The organism is Caballeronia sp. GAFFF1 (genome assembly GCF_023630705.1).
In the GTDB taxonomy this organism is placed as follows: domain Bacteria; phylum Pseudomonadota; class Gammaproteobacteria; order Burkholderiales; family Burkholderiaceae; genus Caballeronia.
The window spans coordinates 1-16,900 of sequence record NZ_JALQEM010000028.1; the positions used below are offsets into that span (position 1 = coordinate 1).

Here is a 16,900-nt window from a genome sequence, read left to right on the forward strand (position 1 = left end):
GAGCGAGCCTGCGGCGCCGGCCACGGCGTCGGCGGCATCGCAAGCCGCGCCCGAGGCTGCCCCTGCCGTCGCGCCTGTCGCGAGTGCGCCCGCGGCCGACAGCGCGCCGCGGCCCCACGGTGGCATCGATCCGAAGGTGATCGCGCTCGTTCTCGCGGTCATCGCCGTACTGCTGTTTCTGCTACTGCGCCGGAACAAGCGCCGCGCTCAGGCCGACGCCGAAGCCGACGCCGACGCGCAAGCCCGCCAGCAGCCGCCCGCGCCGGTTCCCGCGCCAACGCCGCCGCGTGCTGAATCGGCAGCCGATCTGGAAGGCACTGCCGTCGCGCGCGATCAATCCGAACTGAACGCCGTGGCCGCGAGCCTCGAAAGCTACGATGCGGCGCAGTCTTTCGCGACGCCGTCGGAGGAGGACGCGCCCGAGTCCGCCAGAGTGCCCGAAGCGCGCACGGAACAGCCGAATCGCGCGGAGCCGGCCGAGCCGTTCATTCCGACGCCGCCGGCTGCGGCTCACGCGGCCTTCGTTCCACCGCTTTCGCACGCAGGAACGGCCGACGCGCAAACGCGCGACGCTCAGGAGGCCCACGCGCGGGAAATCGCCGCGCGCGAAGCCGCCGCGCACGAAGCCGAGAAGTGGGAAGCCGAAGAACGGGAAGCCGCCGCGCGGCAGGCCGCCGCTCGGGAAGCGGAGGAGCGCGAAGTCCGCGCGCGCGAAGCCGCAGCGCGCGAAGCACTGGAGCGCGAGCTTGCCGGGCGCGACGCGGCGTCTCGCGAAGCCGCCGAACAGGAAGCGCAGGCGCATCAGGCTCGCGAGGCGGCGGCGCGCGAGATCATCGCTCGCGAAGCCGAGTTGCGCGAAGCTCAGGCGGTTGCCGCCCGGCAGCAAGCGGCGGAGCAGCGCGCAGCGCAACAACGTGCCGTCGAGGAGCAAGCCGCGCGCGACGCCGAGCAGCATCCTGCAGGCGTCGAGGACGACGAACCGGTGTCCGCTGACCGCTTCCCGATGCCCAAGTTTCCGACCGAAGCTGTCCAGGCGCTGGACTCGCTCGACATGAGTCTGCCGCCTCGCATGGAACTGACGCTGGCGCCGCCTTCCGATGACCACGCTGCGCGCCATGACGCGCCAGCGCACGCGTCGGTCGGGCAGGAGCCTTTCGTTCCGCAGCCGATTGCCGAGACCGATGCAGCCCACGAGGCGCAGGCGTTCGCGCTGCCGTCGGTTGCCGACGAGGTTCAGTCGTCCGCCGCAGCGCGTATCGAAGCGGGAACGGCCGGCGCGCCGTCGGTCGCAGGGCTGGGAGCGACGCAGTTCGGCCCGTTGAGTCTCGACTTCAACCTAGACTTGCCATCCAGCCACACCGAGCCGCTGCCCGCGCTGACCGCCGCGCAACTGGCGACCATCGCGCGAAATAAGCTGGAGTTGGCCGTCGAATACATCGAATTGGGCGATCTTTCGGGCGCTCGCACGCTGTTGCAGGAAGTGATCGCATCAAACGATCAGGCGACGCGCCAGCAAGCGGCCGGCCTGCTCTCGACGCTCGCGCCGCACTCTTGATATGCGTATAGCGTTAGGCGTTCAGTACGACGGCGCAGCGTTTTGTGGCTGGCAATCGCAGCCGCACGGCAATACGGTGCAGAATGAACTGGAGCGCGCGCTCGCGGAATTCACGCAGACACCGGTTCAGACGGTCGTCGCCGGACGCACGGACACGGGCGTTCACGGCCTCGGGCAAGTGGTGCACTTCGACACCGAACTGGACCGTACCGATTTTTCGTGGGTGCGCGGGACGAACGCGTTTCTGCCGAGTTCGGTCGCGGTGCAGTGGGCGAAGCCGATGCCCGACGACTTCCACGCCCGTTTTGCGGCCTTCGAGCGCACGTATTTTTACGTTCTGTACGTCAATCCGGTGCGTTCACCCATGTTGGCGAAACGCGCGGGCTGGGTGCACACGCCGCTCGACGTCGCCGCAATGCGCGATTCCGCCGCGTGCCTCATCGGCGAGCACGATTTCTCGTCGTTCCGCGCGGCCGATTGCCAGTCGAAGACGCCGGTCAAGCATCTCTATCGGATCGACGTCCGTGAACAGGGGGATTTCATCCACTTTCGTTTTCGGGCGAATGCGTTCCTGCATCACATGGTGCGCAACTTGATGGGCTGCTTTGTCGCGATCGGGCGCGGACGATTTCCTCCGTCGTGGATGGCCGACGTGCTCGAAGCGCGCGACCGTCGCGCCGCCGCGCCGACCTTCATGCCCGACGGGCTTTATCTCGCGGAAGTCGGATATCCCGAGCGGTTCGCAATTCCGCCGCCTCATATTGCAAGCATGCCGTGGAGCGCCGTTTGGGCCGACCAGCCATGACAGTTCAAGATTTGCACCGGACCAGAATCAAGTTGTGCGGGCTTTCCACAGTCGAGCACGTCAAGCACGCTGTCGCGCTGGGCGCGGATGCCGTGGGTTTCGTCTTCTATCCGCCGAGTCCGCGCTCGCTGACCGTGTCCGAAGCGGTGGAACTGTGCCGCTACGTGCCGCCGCTCGTGGCGGCGGTCGGTCTGTTCGTCAACGCGACGCCCGAATGGGTTCGCGAGGTGACGTCGAACGTTCCGCTCTCTCTGCTGCAATTCCACGGCGACGAAACGCCGGAGCAGTGCGCCGAACTGGCCGCGATTGCGGGTTTGCCCTGGTGGCGGGCAGTGCGTGTAGGGCCTGATGCGGCCGCAAGCGATTTGGTAGAATCGTCGCTTAACTATGCGGCTGCAGGCGGTATTTTGCTCGACGCACTCGTCGAGGGCTTCGGCGGCGGTGGACAGGTATTCGATTGGTCACTTATTCCAACAGATCTCGGGCATCGGGCCGTTTTGAGTGGTGGGTTGAACGCGCAAAACGTCAGTGACGCCATCCGGCGCGTGCGCCCGTTCGCGGTCGATGTCTCGAGCGGCATCGAAGTGCCGGGCGCAAAGGGCGTGAAAGATTCCGCCCGAATGACCGCGTTCGTGCGCGCAGTGCGCGAAGCGGACGCCGGCTGATTCCGACTGCGAGCCAACCACGGCTCGCCACCGAGAGAGTGACGCAATGTACAACTTGCCTGACGAAAGAGGCCACTTCGGCCAATATGGCGGCGTGTTCGTCTCCGAAACGCTTATTCATGCGCTCGACGAACTGCGCCAGGCTTACGACGCAGCCCGCCAGGACCCTGCATTCCAGGCCGAATACGACTACGAGCTGAAGCACTATGTCGGCCGTCCTTCCCCGATCTATCACGCGAAACGCTGGAGCGACATGCTCGGCGGCGCGCAGCTTTATCTGAAGCGCGAAGATCTGAATCACACGGGCGCGCACAAGGTCAACAACGTGATCGGGCAGGCGCTGCTCGCGCGCAAGATGGGCAAGCCGCGCGTGATCGCCGAGACCGGCGCGGGGCAGCACGGCGTGGCGACCGCGACCATCGCGGCGCGCTTCGGCATGGAGTGCGTGGTCTACATGGGCGCGGAGGACGTGAAGCGGCAGGCGGCAAACGTCTACCGCATGAAACTGCTGGGCGCGACCGTGGTGCCGGTGGAATCGGGCTCGCGCACGCTGAAGGACGCGCTCAACGAGGCCATGCGCGACTGGGTGACGAACGTCGAAAACACGTTCTATATCATCGGCACCGTGGCCGGGCCACATCCTTACCCGATGATGGTGCGGGACTTCCAGCGCGTGATCGGCGACGAATGCCGCGTGCAGATGCCGGAGATGACGGGCCGCCAGCCGGATGCCGTGATCGCCTGCGTCGGCGGCGGATCGAATGCGATGGGTATCTTTTATCCGTATATCGAAGATGAAGCCGTACGTCTGGTCGGCGTCGAAGCGGCGGGCGACGGGATCGACACCGGCCGGCACGCGGCGTCGCTCATGGGCGGAAGCCCCGGCGTGCTGCACGGCAATCGCACCTATCTATTGCAGGACGACAACGGCCAGATCATCGAGACGCATTCAGTGTCGGCGGGGCTCGACTATCCGGGCGTCGGTCCGGAGCACGCGTGGCTCAAAGACGTCGGCCGGGCCGAGTACGTCGGCATTACGGACGAGGAGGCGCTGAAGGCGTTCCACGACTGCTGCCGCATCGAGGGCATCATTCCGGCGCTGGAGTCGAGTCACGCGCTGGCGTACGGGGCGAAGCTCGCGAAGACGCTGCCGCGCGACAAGGTGCTGCTCGTCAACCTGTCGGGCCGCGGCGATAAGGACATGCACACGGTCGCCGAGCGATCGGGCATCCAGTTCTAAGCCGCAGATGCGCACCGTTATCGACGAACCGATGTCCGCCGGCGCGCTGCAAGGCGCCGGCATCGACATTCGGAACCGCGACTTTCTCGCCGATGCCGCCGCCGTTCCCGATGCGTCGATCGATCTGATCGTCGCCGACCCGCCGTATGGGCTCGGCAAGGACTACGGGAACGATTCGGACATGTTGTCCGGCGAAGCCTTTCTCGCCTGGACGTATCGCTGGCTGGACATCGCGCTACCGAAGCTGAAGAAAAGCGGTTCGATGTACATCTTCTGCACCTGGCAGTATTCGCCTGAGCTGTTTGTGTTCCTAAAGCGTCGGATGACGATGGTCAACGAGATCGTCTGGGACCGGCGCGTGCCGAGCATGGGCGGAACCACGCGCAAATACACGTCAGTGCACGACAACATCGGCTATTTCGCGGTATCGAAGGATTACTACTTCGATCTCGATCCGGTGCGCATTCCCTACGACGCAGCGACGAAAAAGGCGCGCTCCCGCAAGATTTTCGAAGGCAGCAAGTGGCTCGAGATGGGGTACAACCCGAAGGACGTCTGGTCTGTCTCGCGGCTGCACCGGCAGCACGCGGAGCGGGTCGATCATCCGACGCAAAAGCCGCTGGAAATCATCGAGCGCATGGTGCTGGCGAGTTGTCCGCCGGGCGGCCGCGTGCTCGATCCGTTCATGGGCAGCGGCACGACCGCCGTTGCCTGCGCGCGTCACGGCCGGCTTTTCACGGGCTTCGAGATCAATGCGGACTACTGCGCCATCGCAGAAAGCCGCCTGGCGAAGCTGGATGCGCCGCTGACCACCGAAGCCGAGACCGCCGGATAACGCGCGAGCCGCCGCTTCGTCGCTGATCGCGTCGATGACCGACGCTAACGAATACGCTTACGAGAATTCTCATGTCCCGTATCAAGAACACTTTCGCGACGCTTGCCGCGCAAGGCCGCAAAGGGCTGATTCCGTTCATCACGGCGGGCGATCCGAACCCCGAGCAAACCGTCGAATTCATGCATGCGCTCGCCAAGGGCGGCGCGGACGTCATCGAACTGGGGGTGCCGTTTTCCGATCCGATGGCCGATGGCCCTGTCATCCAGCGTTCGTCGGAGCGCGCGCTGGCGCGCGGCGTCACGCTCAAGCGCGTCCTCGCCGATGTGGCGCGGTTTCGCGAGACCGACGCCAATACGCCCGTCGTGCTGATGGGCTACGCCAATCCGATAGAGCGCATGGGCGCGGACGCGTTCGCGCAGGCCGCGAAGCAGGCGGGCGTGGACGGCGTGCTCGTCGTCGACTATCCGCCCGAAGAAGCTAGCGATTTCGGCGCGTCGATGCGCGCGGCCGGCATCGATCCGATCTTCCTGCTCGCGCCGACATCCACCGACGAGCGCGTGGCGGCGGTCGGCAAGATTGCGAGCGGCTACGTGTATTACGTGTCGCTCAAGGGCGTGACGGGCGCGGCAAATCTGGACGTTTCCAGCATCGCGAGTAAAATCCCGGCCATCAAGTCGCAGGTGCCGCTGCCGGTCGGCGTCGGTTTCGGCATTCGCGACGCAGAGACGGCCCGCGCCGTCGCGGAGGTCGCGGACGCGGTCGTCATCGGAAGCCGGCTCGTGCAGTTGCTCGAAGAGGCGCCGCCGGACACGGCCGCCGCGTCGCTCACGAGCTTCATCGCGGAAATTCGCGCGGCGCTCGATTCCGCCAAATAACATTTTGCCGCCGCGGCCGTCGTCGACGGTGCGCGGCGCTGCCCCGATCAGTCAAGGAACAACGATGAGCTGGCTCGACAAACTGCTGCCGCCCAAGATCAAGCAAACCGATCCCAAGAGCCGCAAGGGCATCCCGGAAGGGCTGTGGGTGAAGTGTCCGTCGTGCGAGGCGGTGCTGTACCGCAACGACGTCGAGGCGAATCTGCATGTTTGCCCGAAGTGCAGCCACCACATGCGTATCGGCGCGCGCGAGCGGCTCGACCGCTTGCTGGACCCGGAAGGCCGCTATGAAATCGGCCAGGAAATCGTGCCGGTCGACGCGCTGAAGTTCAAGGACAGCCGCAAGTATCCGGACCGCCTGAAAGAGGCGATGGAAGACACCGACGAAACCGACGCGATGGTCGTCATGGGCGGCGCGATCCATACGTTGCCGTGCGTGGTCGCGTGCTTCGAGTTCGCGTTCATGGGCGGCTCAATGGGCTCGGTGGTCGGCGAACGCTTCGCTCGCGGCGCGCGCAACGCGCTGGAGCAGAACGTGCCGTTCATCTGCTTCACGGCGTCGGGCGGCGCGCGCATGCAGGAAAGCCTGCTTTCGCTGATGCAGATGGCCAAGACCACGGCCATGCTGACCAAGCTCGCCGACGCGAAACTGCCGTTCATTTCCGTTCTCACCGACCCGACGATGGGCGGCGTGTCCGCGAGCTTCGCATTTCTCGGCGACGTCGTGATCGCGGAGCCCAAGGCGCTGATCGGCTTTGCCGGCCCGCGCGTGATCGAGCAGACGGTGCGCGAGAAGCTGCCCGAAGGCTTCCAGCGCGCGGAATTCCTGTTGCAGAAGGGCGCGATCGACATGATCGTGGACCGCCGCAAAATGCGCGAGGAAATCGCTCAGTTAATGGCGCTGATGACGCGACAGCCGGCCGATTCGGTGGCTTGACGCCGCTTTGTGCCCGCGCAGCGCCGCGCGTGAACCGCGAGGTTCCGCGCGGCGTTTTTGCTTTTTCGACTACCGAACATGACCACATTTCCCACCCTCGACGCGTGGCTCGCCCATCTGGAAGCGGCACATCCGGTCGGCATCGACATGGGCCTCGCGCGCATCGGGCGCGTCAAGAAGGCGCTCGGCCTGCGCTTCGACTGCCCGGTGATCACCGTCGGCGGTACGAACGGCAAGGGCTCGACGTGCGCGATCCTCGAAAGCATTCTGCTGCGCGCGGGCTATCGCGTGGGCTGCCATACGTCGCCGCATCTGCTGTCGTTCAATGAGCGCGCGCGCATCGACGGCGCGGAAGCCACCGACGCCGAGTTGCTGGAACACTTCGAAGCGGTCGAGAAGGCGCGCGCCAGCTTGCCCGATCCCGTTTCGCTGACGTATTTCGAATTTACGACGCTCGCCATCCTGCATCTGTTCGCGTCGCGCGGGCTGGATGTCGTCATCCTCGAAGTGGGGCTCGGCGGGCGGCTGGATGCCGTGAATATCGTCGATACGGACTGCGCCGTGGTGACGAGCATCGACATCGACCATGCGGACTATCTCGGCGACACCCGCGAGAAGATCGGCTTCGAGAAGGCGGGCATCTTCCGTCCGGAAAAGCCGGCGGTGTGCGGCGATCCCTCGCCGCCGCATACGCTGATCGACCATGCCGCCGCTGTCGGCGCGGATCTGTGGCTGGTCGGCCGCGATTTCCGCTATGAAGCGCAGCCGGGCAACGAACGCCAGCAGTGGAGCTACATCGGCCGCATGCAGCGGCGCGCGGCGCTCGCATATCCGGCGCTGCGCGGGGCCAATCAGCTCATCAACACGTCGGCGGCACTCGCCGCGCTGGAGGCGCTGCGCGACCGGCTGCCGGTTTCCGCGCAGGACATACGTCTGGGGCTCGCGAACGTGGAACTCCCGGGGCGCTTCCAGGTGCTGCCGGGCAAGCCGCAGATCATTCTCGACGTGGCGCACAATCCGCACGCCGCCGCCGTGCTCGCGCAAAACCTCGGCAACATGGGCTATTTCCCGTACACCTACGCGGTTTTCGGCGCGATGGGCGACAAGGACATCGAGGGCATCGTGAAGCAGCTCGCGGGCGAGATCGACCACTGGAACGTGACCGCGCTGCCGACGCCGCGTGCAGCCACCGCCGACCGTCTGGAAGCCGTCCTGCGCGATGCCGGTGTCAACGACGGCCCCGACAGCAGCGTTGCACAATTCGAGACTCCCGCCGACGCATTTCGAGATGCGTTAAGCCGCGCGTCCGAAAATGATAGAATCGTGGTTTTCGGTAGTTTCTATACGGTGGCTGGCGTCATGGCCTACCGTAAATCGCAGCATCACTAAGACGGCAGGCCGTCTGAGCTTCTCGCACCAAGCCATACATGGGACTTTTCTCGTTCGGCAAGAAAGACGACGCCCGCGCCGCGAGCGACGCATACTCCGATTCCCCGCGCGGCTCGCGTCATACCGTGCGCACGGAGCGCCGCACGCGCCGCACGGACCGTCCCGATGCCGACGCCATGATGCTCGACCCCACGCTTCCCGAGAAGCAGCGCGCGCGGCGCAGGCTCGTCGGGGCCATCGCGCTGGTGCTGGCGGCGGTCATCGTCCTGCCGATGGTGCTGGATTCGCGCCCGAAACCTGTCGCCGACGACATTTCCATCGATATCCCTAACCGCGCCGCGCCCGCCGCGAAGCAGTCCCGCGAAGCGAACGACGCGGACACGCAGGCAGGCGTCGCGCATGAGTCGCCTGCTGCGGCAACCGATACGGCGAATGCGGCCGCAGGCGTGACCCAGCCGCAACCGTCGGCTTCGGCGCCCGCTGCCACCGCGCAGGCGAAGCCCGAAGCGAAGGCTGAAAGCAAGCCGGCACCCGTCGCCAAGGAAGCCGCCAAGCCGCAGGCTCAACCGGCCGCGGAAAAGGACACCACGGCAAGTCCCGCATCGAGCGCGGCGAACACGCCCGCGTCGCCGGCCGGCAGCCGCTTCGTGCTTCAGATCGGCACGTTCGACGACGACACGGCAGCGCAAAACTGGGTCAACAAGTTGAAAGCCGCGGGCGTGCCCGCATATCTCGAACATCGTCAGCAGTCGGACGGCTCCTCCCGCGCGCTGTTGCGCGCAGGACCGTTCCCGGATCGCGCGTCGGCGTCCGCCGCGCTCGTCAAGGTGCGGCAGGCGGGTCTGGCCGGCGGCAAGCGGTCGGCGTCGAACTAAGCGTCGATGTCGATGTTCACGAGCTTCGACTACGCCGTGATGGCCGTGATCGGCCTCTCCGCATTGCGCGGCATGTGGCGCGGGTTGCTCGCCGAAGCCTTCGGGCTGGTCGGCTGGGTCGCTGCCATTTTGATCGCGGGCCGGTTCGTGAGCGTGGTGGTGCCGTACATCCCGGCATACTGGCCGGGCGGCGCGCTCACTCAGTGGCTCGTCGCCTTCCTGCTGGTGGTCGGCGCGGTGCTGCTGCTGTCGAGCGTGCTGTCGGCGCTGCTCACGCGCATCACGGAAGTGACGGGCCTGCGCGGCGTGGATCGTTCGCTGGGCCTGCTGTTCGGCCTCGTCCGAGGCGCTATATTGGTGGTGATTCTGGTCGCGCTCGCAGGTCTGACCGAATTGCCGCAGAAGGATTTTTGGCGTTACGCGCTGTTGCGGCCCATGGCCGAGCAAGGCGTGCGCGAATTGAGACCGCTTCTCCCCGATACGCTCGCCGCGTATGTGCACGTCGCACCGCAATCAGGCGACACGGCGCCAAGCGCCGCACAATAGACGAACGGCAGGCTACACGAGGAACGCGCGACGGCCACTTGCGCCGCCGAACGCGCCCGCTGGCGGGGCTCGTTCGACCTGGCGCAACGCCGGCACGCCTCTCTACCGTTTCGACTCTTTGAAGGACCATGCCATGTGCGGCATCGTAGGTGTAGTTTCCCAAAGCCCCGTCAATCAGCTCATCTATGACAGCCTGCTGCTCTTGCAGCATCGCGGGCAGGATGCGGCGGGAATCGCGACAGCGAACGGCAACAACTTCCACATGCACAAAGCCAACGGCATGGTGCGCGACGTGTTCCGCACGCGCAACATGCGCAGCCTGCCGGGCAACGTCGGCATCGGGCAAGTGCGCTATCCGACGGCCGGTTCGGCCTCGAACGAGGAGGAAGCGCAGCCGTTCTACGTCAACGCGCCGTTCGGCATCATCCTCGCGCACAACGGCAATCTGACGAACTGGATGCAGCTGAAGGACGAGATGTTCCGGATCGACCGCCGGCACATCAACACCGCGTCCGACACCGAAGTGCTGCTGAACGTCTTCGCGCACGAACTGCAACTGGCGAGCTCCGGCCTCGAACTCGACGAAGCCGCGCTGTGGAAGGCGGTCGCGGGCGTGCATCGGCGGGTGAAGGGGTCCTACGCAATCGTCTCGCTGATCGCGGGCTACGGGCTCGTGGCGTTCCGCGATCCGTTCGGCATTCGCCCGCTCGTCCTCGGCAAGCTGGAAACGTCGACCGGCGTCGAGTGGATGGTGGCGTCGGAATCGGTGGCGATCGAAGGCATCGGATTCGAATTCGTGCGCGACATCGAGCCGGGCGAAGCGATCTTTATCGACGCCGACGGCAATCTGCACAGTCACCAATGCGCCGAAAAGCCGGTGCTCAATCCCTGCATTTTCGAGCTCGTGTATCTGGCGCGTCCGGATTCGTGCCTCGACGGCGTGCCGGTCTACAACGCGCGTTTGCGCATGGGCGACTATCTCGCCGAGAAGATCAAGCGCGTGCTGCCGGACGTGCCGATCGACGTCGTGATGCCGATTCCGGATTCGTCCCGCCCCGCCGCGATGCAGGTGGCCGCGAAGCTCGGCGTCGAATATCGCGAAGGCTTCTTCAAGAACCGCTACGTGGGCCGCACGTTCATCATGCCGGGCCAGGCGGTGCGGAAGAAATCGGTGCGCCAGAAGCTGAACGCGATGGGCATCGAGTTCAAGGGCAAGAACGTCCTGATCGTCGACGATTCGATCGTGCGCGGCACGACATCGCATGAAATCGTGCAGATGGCCCGCGATGCCGGCGCAAACAAGGTGATCTTCGCGTCTGCCGCGCCGCCGGTGAAGTTCCCGAACGTGTACGGCATCGACATGCCGACGCGTGGCGAACTGGTCGCGCACGGCCGCAGCGACGACGAAGTGGCGCGCATGATCGGCGCTGATTATCTGGTGTATCAGGACGTCGAGGACCTGAAGAACGCGGTGCGCGACATCAATCCGGCGCTGAAGGATTTCGAGGCGTCCTGCTTCGACGGTCACTACATTACCGGCGATGTCACGACCGACTATCTGGATCGCATCGAAACCGCGCGTCTCGCGCCGCAAGAGCAGACGGACCGCGACATCGCGGGCGAGGCGCTCGAAGGCGGTCCCGCGCGTTCGCAATTGCATCTGCAACTGTCGGTGGAATAAGCCTTCGTAGTGGCTTCGAGAAGCCCGCTCGGTCGATCAGACGAGCGGGCTTTTTTGCGTCTGTTGCTCGCGCGGCGTCGTGAACGCGCCGCTGCGCCATTGCCCCGGCGCGATGCCGAAGCGCTTCGAGAACGCATGCGTGAACGCGCTTTGATCCGCGAAGCCGACTTCGAGCGCGACATGCGTGAGCGAGGCGCGCGGATCGGCGAGCAGGGTCAGCGCGGTGTCCAGACGCAGCCGATGAAGATAGCGATGCGGCGTCTCGCCGAACGCCTCGCTGAACAACTGGTGAAAGCGCCGCATGCCGAAGCCACAATGCGCGGCGAGATCCGCGATGCGCAGCGGCTCGCAAAGATGCGCGCGCAGCCACCGGTCGATGCGCGCAAAGTCGAGGCCGCGCGACTCCGCATTGAGCGATGCGCCCGCGCCGGCCATCAAGGCGCCGCACAAATGCGTCGCTGCTTGCCAGCCTAAACGCGCGGGCAGGGCGGTATCGTCGGTAGGGAGGCGCCCGGCGACGCTCGCGACAAGCTGCGTGACCGATGAATCGAGATCGACGGTGCGCGCGCGCTCGAAAAAGCGCGCGGGCACCGCGACCGACGAAGCAGGAAGATCGAGCACGAGCTGGCGATTGACGCCTTCGGCCCAGTACTCGTGGCGCGCGCCGGCAGGAATGATCCACGCGCGATGACGGTCGATGAGCGATTCGCCGCCATCCACCGCCATGCCCATTGCGCCATCGAAGCCGAGCACGATCTGATGGAAGTCGTGCTCGTCCGACGCCTGCACCGCTTCATAGCGGCGCAGCGAAACGGTAGGGCGGGGGGCCGGCGCGTTCATGCCGTCATGCTCAGACGTCGAGCAGTTCCACTTCGAAGACGAGCGTGGCGTTCGGCGGAATCACGCCGCCCGCGCCGCGCGCGCCGTAACCGAGTTGCGGCGGAATGGTGAGCCGGCGCACGCCGCCGACCTTCATGCCCTGCACGCCTTCGTCCCAGCCCTTGATGACCATGCCGCCCCCGAGCACGAAGGCGAAAGGATCGTTGCGGTCCTTGCTGGAGTCGAACTTCTGGCCGTCGGTCAGCCAGCCGGTGTAGTGCACGCTGACGGTCTTGCCCGCGACGGCTTCGGCGCCTTCGCCGACGGTGACGTCTTCATACTTGAGACCGGAATCGGTCGTGACTGTCGACATTGTTTGCTCCTGGTTGCACGGCTCTACGCCGATGGTCGAAACCACCATTGTAGAGCGTAGCAACGAAGCGAGTCATGGGGATCACGAGTGACGGCCGCGCGGATTCATGCGGCTGCCGATGCGCGGGCGGTCCGCGTTCATCGGCGAACCGACTCGGGCGCCGACGTTCGGACTCACGCTCACGCCGAATTCCGGGCTGATGTACGAAGGCTCCATCGCATGGCCCGGCATGAGCTCGCGCGTGTTCTTCCGCGCGAGCTTCAGCGCCCGCACGCGCACGTACGCCATCGCGATGAACGTCCACGGCGCGAGGTACGCGAACTCGGGCACCGAGACCATCATCATGGTCCAGGTCGCGACGCAGCACTGGCGCAGCGCCATGCCCCGCGCGTCCCAGTCGAGCTTGAACGCGGGGTAGAGCATCAGCGCGCTGATGCCGACGAGACCGATCACCCCCGTGTTGACGAGCAAGGTCGAGAACAGGTCGGTGGACCGGATATAGCCGAAGCCGATGCCGAATAACTGGTTCAACGGCGATGCATGCACCCACAGGCGCAACGACTCGAAAAAGAGCATGGCGCGGTCGGAACCGGACTCGTTCTTCCCTTCGAGCTTGTCCATCACCATCTGCTGGAACAGGTCGGCGATATAGTCCTGCAACACGAACGCGACCACCGCCAGGAGGAAGACGCCGATGAGCGCCTTAATCGGATTGATACCGAGCTTGCGCATGCGAATGAGCGCGAAGACGGCATAGCCGATCAGCACAGTCGACGACGTGCTCATGACAAGCGACAGCCCGATGATCCACACCGGCCAGCGCAGGCGGGCCGTCGCGTTGAAGTAGATCCAGAAGGGGAAGATGGACATCGCGTACATCGACGGTTCGCCGGTCAGCGCCTTGAGACGCTGTATCGACATGCCGCCCGCGCTCACAACCTGAAACGAGCTGCCGTTCACGGTGCCGTCCGAGCGCACGATGCCGCGGCCGAACTGGTCGCCGAACGCGCGGTTCGAAATGAAGTCGCCGGGCGAGCCCGTCAGCACGTAGAACACCACTTCATAGATGCCGTAGAGGGCGAAGAGCGTCACCGCCGCGAAGATCCACTGGTCCCACGTCGGCCGGTAGTAGTAGTACACGTACGCCGCGTACAGCACGACCGCCGCCACGTAGATGGACTGCGTGAACATGCTCTTGCGCAGGATGAACGTGACCGGGTCCTTGTCGTCGACGAGCGCGATCTTGCTGAAGTCGGGATCGAACGGCGCCATCACGTCCGCGAGTTGCGTCGTGCAGAGCATCAGAAGCCAGACGAGGATAACCGCGCCCACGAAGTGCAAGTAGTTCTTGCGCGAACGGCCGCCGAAAAAAAGCACGAGCGGCACGGAAAGGAAGCACATGAGATAGCCGATCGTCGTGCCCTGAATGGACGGGAACACGAGGAACGACGTAACCGGCATCGCGAAGGCCCAGATGCGGTAGTAGTTGTCGATCAGCGTTGCTTTGTCTTTCATCGTAGAGAGTGTGGCTGCGTCTTTTGTTTTGCATGCCGTTGCCTGAAGGCCGTGCCCTGAAACGCAACGCCGCGTGGCAGGCACGCGGCGTTTCGCTCAAGCAATCATGCGTGCTTCGAGACGTACATTAGTTCGCCGACTTGAAGCTGCTCGTGTAGGCCGCCGCGTAACCATACGTGCGGCGGTTGCTGCGACGCTTCGGAATGGCGTTGAACACCGAGCCGACGAGACGTCCGCCTGCGCGGTGCACCTTCTTCACGGTCTCTTCGATCTCCTCTTCGCTCTGGATGCCCGAGCGCAGAACCAGAACCGTCGAGCCTGCATCGCTTGCGACGATGGCCGCGTCCGTGACGGCGAGGAACGGCGGGGTATCGATGAGCACGAGGTCGTACTGATCGCTCAGGCGCGCGAGCATGTCGCGGAAGCCCGGCATCATCAGCAGTTCCGACGGATTCTCCGGGTAGCTGCCGCACGACATGAACGAAAGCCCCGACACGCCGACCTGACGAATGGCCTCGGCCGTGCCCACTTGCCCCTTCAGCACTTCCGACAGACCACCCGGATTCGACTGCTTGAAAAACGACGCGATATGGCCGCGGCGCAAGTCGCCGTCGATCAGGAGCACGCGCAGGCCGATTTCCGCGAGCAGCACGGACAGGTTGGCTGCGACGAAGCTCTTGCCCGCCGACGGAATCGGACCGGTCAGCATCACGATGTTGTTCGGCGCGTTCACGAGGTCGCGATACAGCTCCGTGCGTACCGCGCGCAGGGCTTCGACGGCCGGATCGTGCGGATAGCGCGTGGCGAGCACGAAGGCGTCGCGGTCGTTGTCGCCGAGATTCGGCATGGTGATGTCGTCGTGCGCTTCGCGCTTGACGTGCGGCAACGCCTTCGGCGCGCTGCCCGTTTGCATGCCCGAAGACCCAAGCGCGTGACCCACAGGCGACACCGAGATCTCGTGATCGAGCAACTGCTGCTGACGGCTGAAGAGCACTTCGCCGAGCACCGGCACGGAGAGGGTACGTTCGACGAACATCGGATCGGTGACGCCGATCATCGCGTGACGGCGCAGGAAGATGAAGAACGTGCCGACGAAGAAGCCGAGCGCCGTGCCCGCGACGATCACGAGCGGCTTGTTCGGCTTCACCGGACGATGCGGACGCAGTGCGTTATCGACGATATGCGCGCCGCCGCTCGTGCTGGCGCGACGAATCGACAGCTCTTCGGCCTTGTTCATCATGCCGAGGTAGACCGTCTCCGCCACCCGCGCATCACGCGTGAGTTCGGCGCTTTGGCGTTCCGAGGCGGGCATGCTGTCGAAGCGCGACTGGATTTGCTTGTTGGTCTGCTCGTATTGCGCGATCTGCTGATCGAGGTTGCGAACCTGCGGGCTGTCCGGCGTGAAGCGCTGCAACGCTTGCGTGCGTTGCAGTTGCAGCATCGCGAGTTGCTGCATCGAGGTGATGCTGCCTTGCAGATACGCCTGCGCTTCGTTGATCGGCTGCACCGACTGCGACTTCGCGCGGAATGCGCTCAGGCGGCCTTCGGCGTCCTTCAGGTCGCGCTCGAGGCGCGGCAGTTCCGAGCGGATGAATTCGAGCGTCTTCGTATCGTTGGCCTGACGGCTCGCGACGGCGGCGGCGAGATACGCCTGACCCAGCGCGTTTGCGACATCGGCGGTTTGGTCGGGATCGTCGCCGTTATACGAGATTTCGACGATGCCCGTGTCCTTCGTGGACTCGGCCACCTTGATCGACTTCAGCAGCAGATCGATGGCATCGAGCGTGTTGTAACGCGTGACCGTGAAGTGCACGCCCGGATGACCGACCGCGCCCTCGACGAGCATCGACACGCCGTGCGCCGAAGCGGGGCGGCCGATCGTGCCGCGCAACAGCACGTTGCCGTCCGGATCTTCGAGCTGGTACTGATTGTTGTCGAGCAGCGTGAAGTCGAGCTTCGCGTCTTCAAGCGACGGCGGAACGTCGAGACGCGCGATGCGCAGGTCCTCACCGCCCCACGCGTACGACTTCATGCCGAACCACGCGGGCGCGAGATGGCCGCGCTGGGCGAACATGCCCGCGATCCAGCCGAGCACCGGCATGGTATGCGGCTTGACCTTGATGTCGAAGTGGAACTGGTTGACGACCGGCTCCAGCACCGAGCGGCTCTTCATCACCGAGATTTCAGCCGGCGCGAGCTGAGTGACCGGCGTTTGCTGCTGCTGCGCCTGCATCTGGTTTTGCGGCGCGATGCCGAGCGCGTTGGGATCCGGAGGATCGACACGCACGACGACGTCGGCCGAATAGATCGGTTCCGCGAGGAAAGCATAAGCGGCGGCGAGCGCTGCGGCCGCGACGATGAACACCAGCAACATGCCGATGTGATCGCGCAGCAGCTTGATCATGTCGCCCGCAGTGAATTCATTGTCGTCCTTGCCAGGACGCGAAGATCCGGAGTTGACGTATAGCGTGTTCAAAGGCGGCATCCTCTGTTCGAATGTTGAGCGTGGTTTTCCGGGCCAGACAAAAATGCAAAGCCCGCGCGGTTGGCCGCGTTACGTCGTTCGTGTGTGTATCCGGCGTGGCCGGGAGAGTCAAAGGGCGTCAGGCGGTACGGCTCGTCGAGTTGCGCCCGAACGAGAAGAGCGCGAATCGGCAAGTCGCTCTATCGATCTGCAACGGCAGGGTGTTCGCCCCACGCCGTGTGTGCGAATCGACACCAGTACGCCCAAAATACGTAGCGTCAGACTAATCTTCCGGCCTCGAAGTGCTTCCGTCTGTTAAGTAGCGA

General features: G+C 64.9%; 15 protein-coding genes. 11 read left to right on the forward strand and 4 right to left on the reverse strand.

The genetic code is table 11. The features are described from left to right. The 11 genes from NCR37_RS13715 to purF all read left to right on the forward strand — a co-directional run. Positions 1-1,555 (forward strand): FimV C-terminal domain-containing protein (locus tag NCR37_RS13715; protein ID WP_250473443.1); only part of this gene is annotated, 1,555 nt, incomplete at its 5' end. 1 nt (position 1,556) lies between these two features. Further along, positions 1,557-2,360 (forward strand): tRNA pseudouridine(38-40) synthase TruA, encoded by an 804-nt coding sequence (truA, locus tag NCR37_RS13720; protein WP_250473444.1) that lies wholly within the window; start codon positions 1,557-1,559, stop codon positions 2,358-2,360. After that, positions 2,357-3,025 carry a phosphoribosylanthranilate isomerase gene (locus tag NCR37_RS13725; RefSeq protein WP_250473771.1) on the forward strand — a complete coding sequence of 223 codons (669 nt, stop codon included), beginning with the start codon at positions 2,357-2,359 and terminating at the stop codon, positions 3,023-3,025. The genes truA and NCR37_RS13725 overlap by 4 nt, the downstream gene beginning before the upstream one ends. Positions 3,026-3,071: 46 nt before the next feature. Then, positions 3,072-4,265, forward strand: coding sequence for a tryptophan synthase subunit beta (trpB, locus tag NCR37_RS13730; RefSeq protein WP_250473445.1), 1,194 nt, complete (start codon positions 3,072-3,074; stop codon positions 4,263-4,265). Positions 4,266-4,272: 7 nt separating this feature from the next. Further along, on the forward strand, positions 4,273-5,100 hold the full coding sequence (locus tag NCR37_RS13735) for a DNA-methyltransferase (protein WP_250473446.1): 828 nt from the start codon (positions 4,273-4,275) through the stop codon (positions 5,098-5,100). A 71-nt stretch (positions 5,101-5,171) separates the two neighbouring features. After that, positions 5,172-5,975 carry a tryptophan synthase subunit alpha gene (gene trpA / locus NCR37_RS13740; protein WP_250473447.1) on the forward strand — a complete coding sequence of 268 codons (804 nt, stop codon included), beginning with the start codon at positions 5,172-5,174 and terminating at the stop codon, positions 5,973-5,975. 64 nt (positions 5,976-6,039) lie between these two features. Continuing rightward, on the forward strand, positions 6,040-6,912 hold the full coding sequence (gene accD / locus NCR37_RS13745) for an acetyl-CoA carboxylase, carboxyltransferase subunit beta (RefSeq protein ID WP_250473448.1): 873 nt from the start codon (positions 6,040-6,042) through the stop codon (positions 6,910-6,912). 78 nt (positions 6,913-6,990) lie between these two features. Beyond that, positions 6,991-8,301 carry a bifunctional tetrahydrofolate synthase/dihydrofolate synthase gene (folC, locus tag NCR37_RS13750; RefSeq protein WP_250473449.1) on the forward strand — a complete coding sequence of 437 codons (1,311 nt, stop codon included), beginning with the start codon at positions 6,991-6,993 and terminating at the stop codon, positions 8,299-8,301. 38 nt (positions 8,302-8,339) lie between these two features. Next, entirely contained in the window at positions 8,340-9,176 is an 837-nt protein-coding gene (locus NCR37_RS13755; protein ID WP_250473450.1) for an SPOR domain-containing protein, read from the forward strand. A 12-nt stretch (positions 9,177-9,188) separates the two neighbouring features. Further along, positions 9,189-9,722: a CvpA family protein gene (locus tag NCR37_RS13760; protein ID WP_250473772.1), complete on the forward strand. Its 534-nt coding sequence runs from the start codon at positions 9,189-9,191 to the stop codon at positions 9,720-9,722. Between the two features lie 133 nt (positions 9,723-9,855). Continuing rightward, the gene (gene purF / locus NCR37_RS13765; protein ID WP_250473451.1) at positions 9,856-11,403 is read left to right on the forward strand and encodes an amidophosphoribosyltransferase; all 1,548 of its coding nucleotides are present in this window, start codon (positions 9,856-9,858) and stop codon (positions 11,401-11,403) included. Positions 11,404-11,439: 36 nt separating this feature from the next. Here the strand turns inward: purF and NCR37_RS13770 are convergent, their stop codons facing one another. The 4 genes from NCR37_RS13770 to NCR37_RS13785 form a co-directional block, all read right to left on the reverse strand. Next, positions 11,440-12,243, reverse strand: coding sequence for an AraC family transcriptional regulator (locus NCR37_RS13770; RefSeq protein ID WP_250473452.1), 804 nt, complete (start codon positions 12,241-12,243; stop codon positions 11,440-11,442). A gap of 10 nt (positions 12,244-12,253) precedes the next feature. Continuing rightward, complete coding sequence (locus tag NCR37_RS13775) at positions 12,254-12,595, reverse strand: FKBP-type peptidyl-prolyl cis-trans isomerase (protein ID WP_040049973.1); 342 nt, start codon at positions 12,593-12,595, stop codon at positions 12,254-12,256. Positions 12,596-12,676: 81 nt separating this feature from the next. After that, positions 12,677-14,110: an O-antigen ligase family protein gene (locus NCR37_RS13780; RefSeq protein ID WP_250473453.1), complete on the reverse strand. Its 1,434-nt coding sequence runs from the start codon at positions 14,108-14,110 to the stop codon at positions 12,677-12,679. 127 nt (positions 14,111-14,237) lie between these two features. Then, on the reverse strand, positions 14,238-16,595 hold the full coding sequence (locus NCR37_RS13785) for a polysaccharide biosynthesis tyrosine autokinase (protein WP_502800526.1): 2,358 nt from the start codon (positions 16,593-16,595) through the stop codon (positions 14,238-14,240). Positions 16,596-16,900 lie beyond the last annotated feature (305 nt).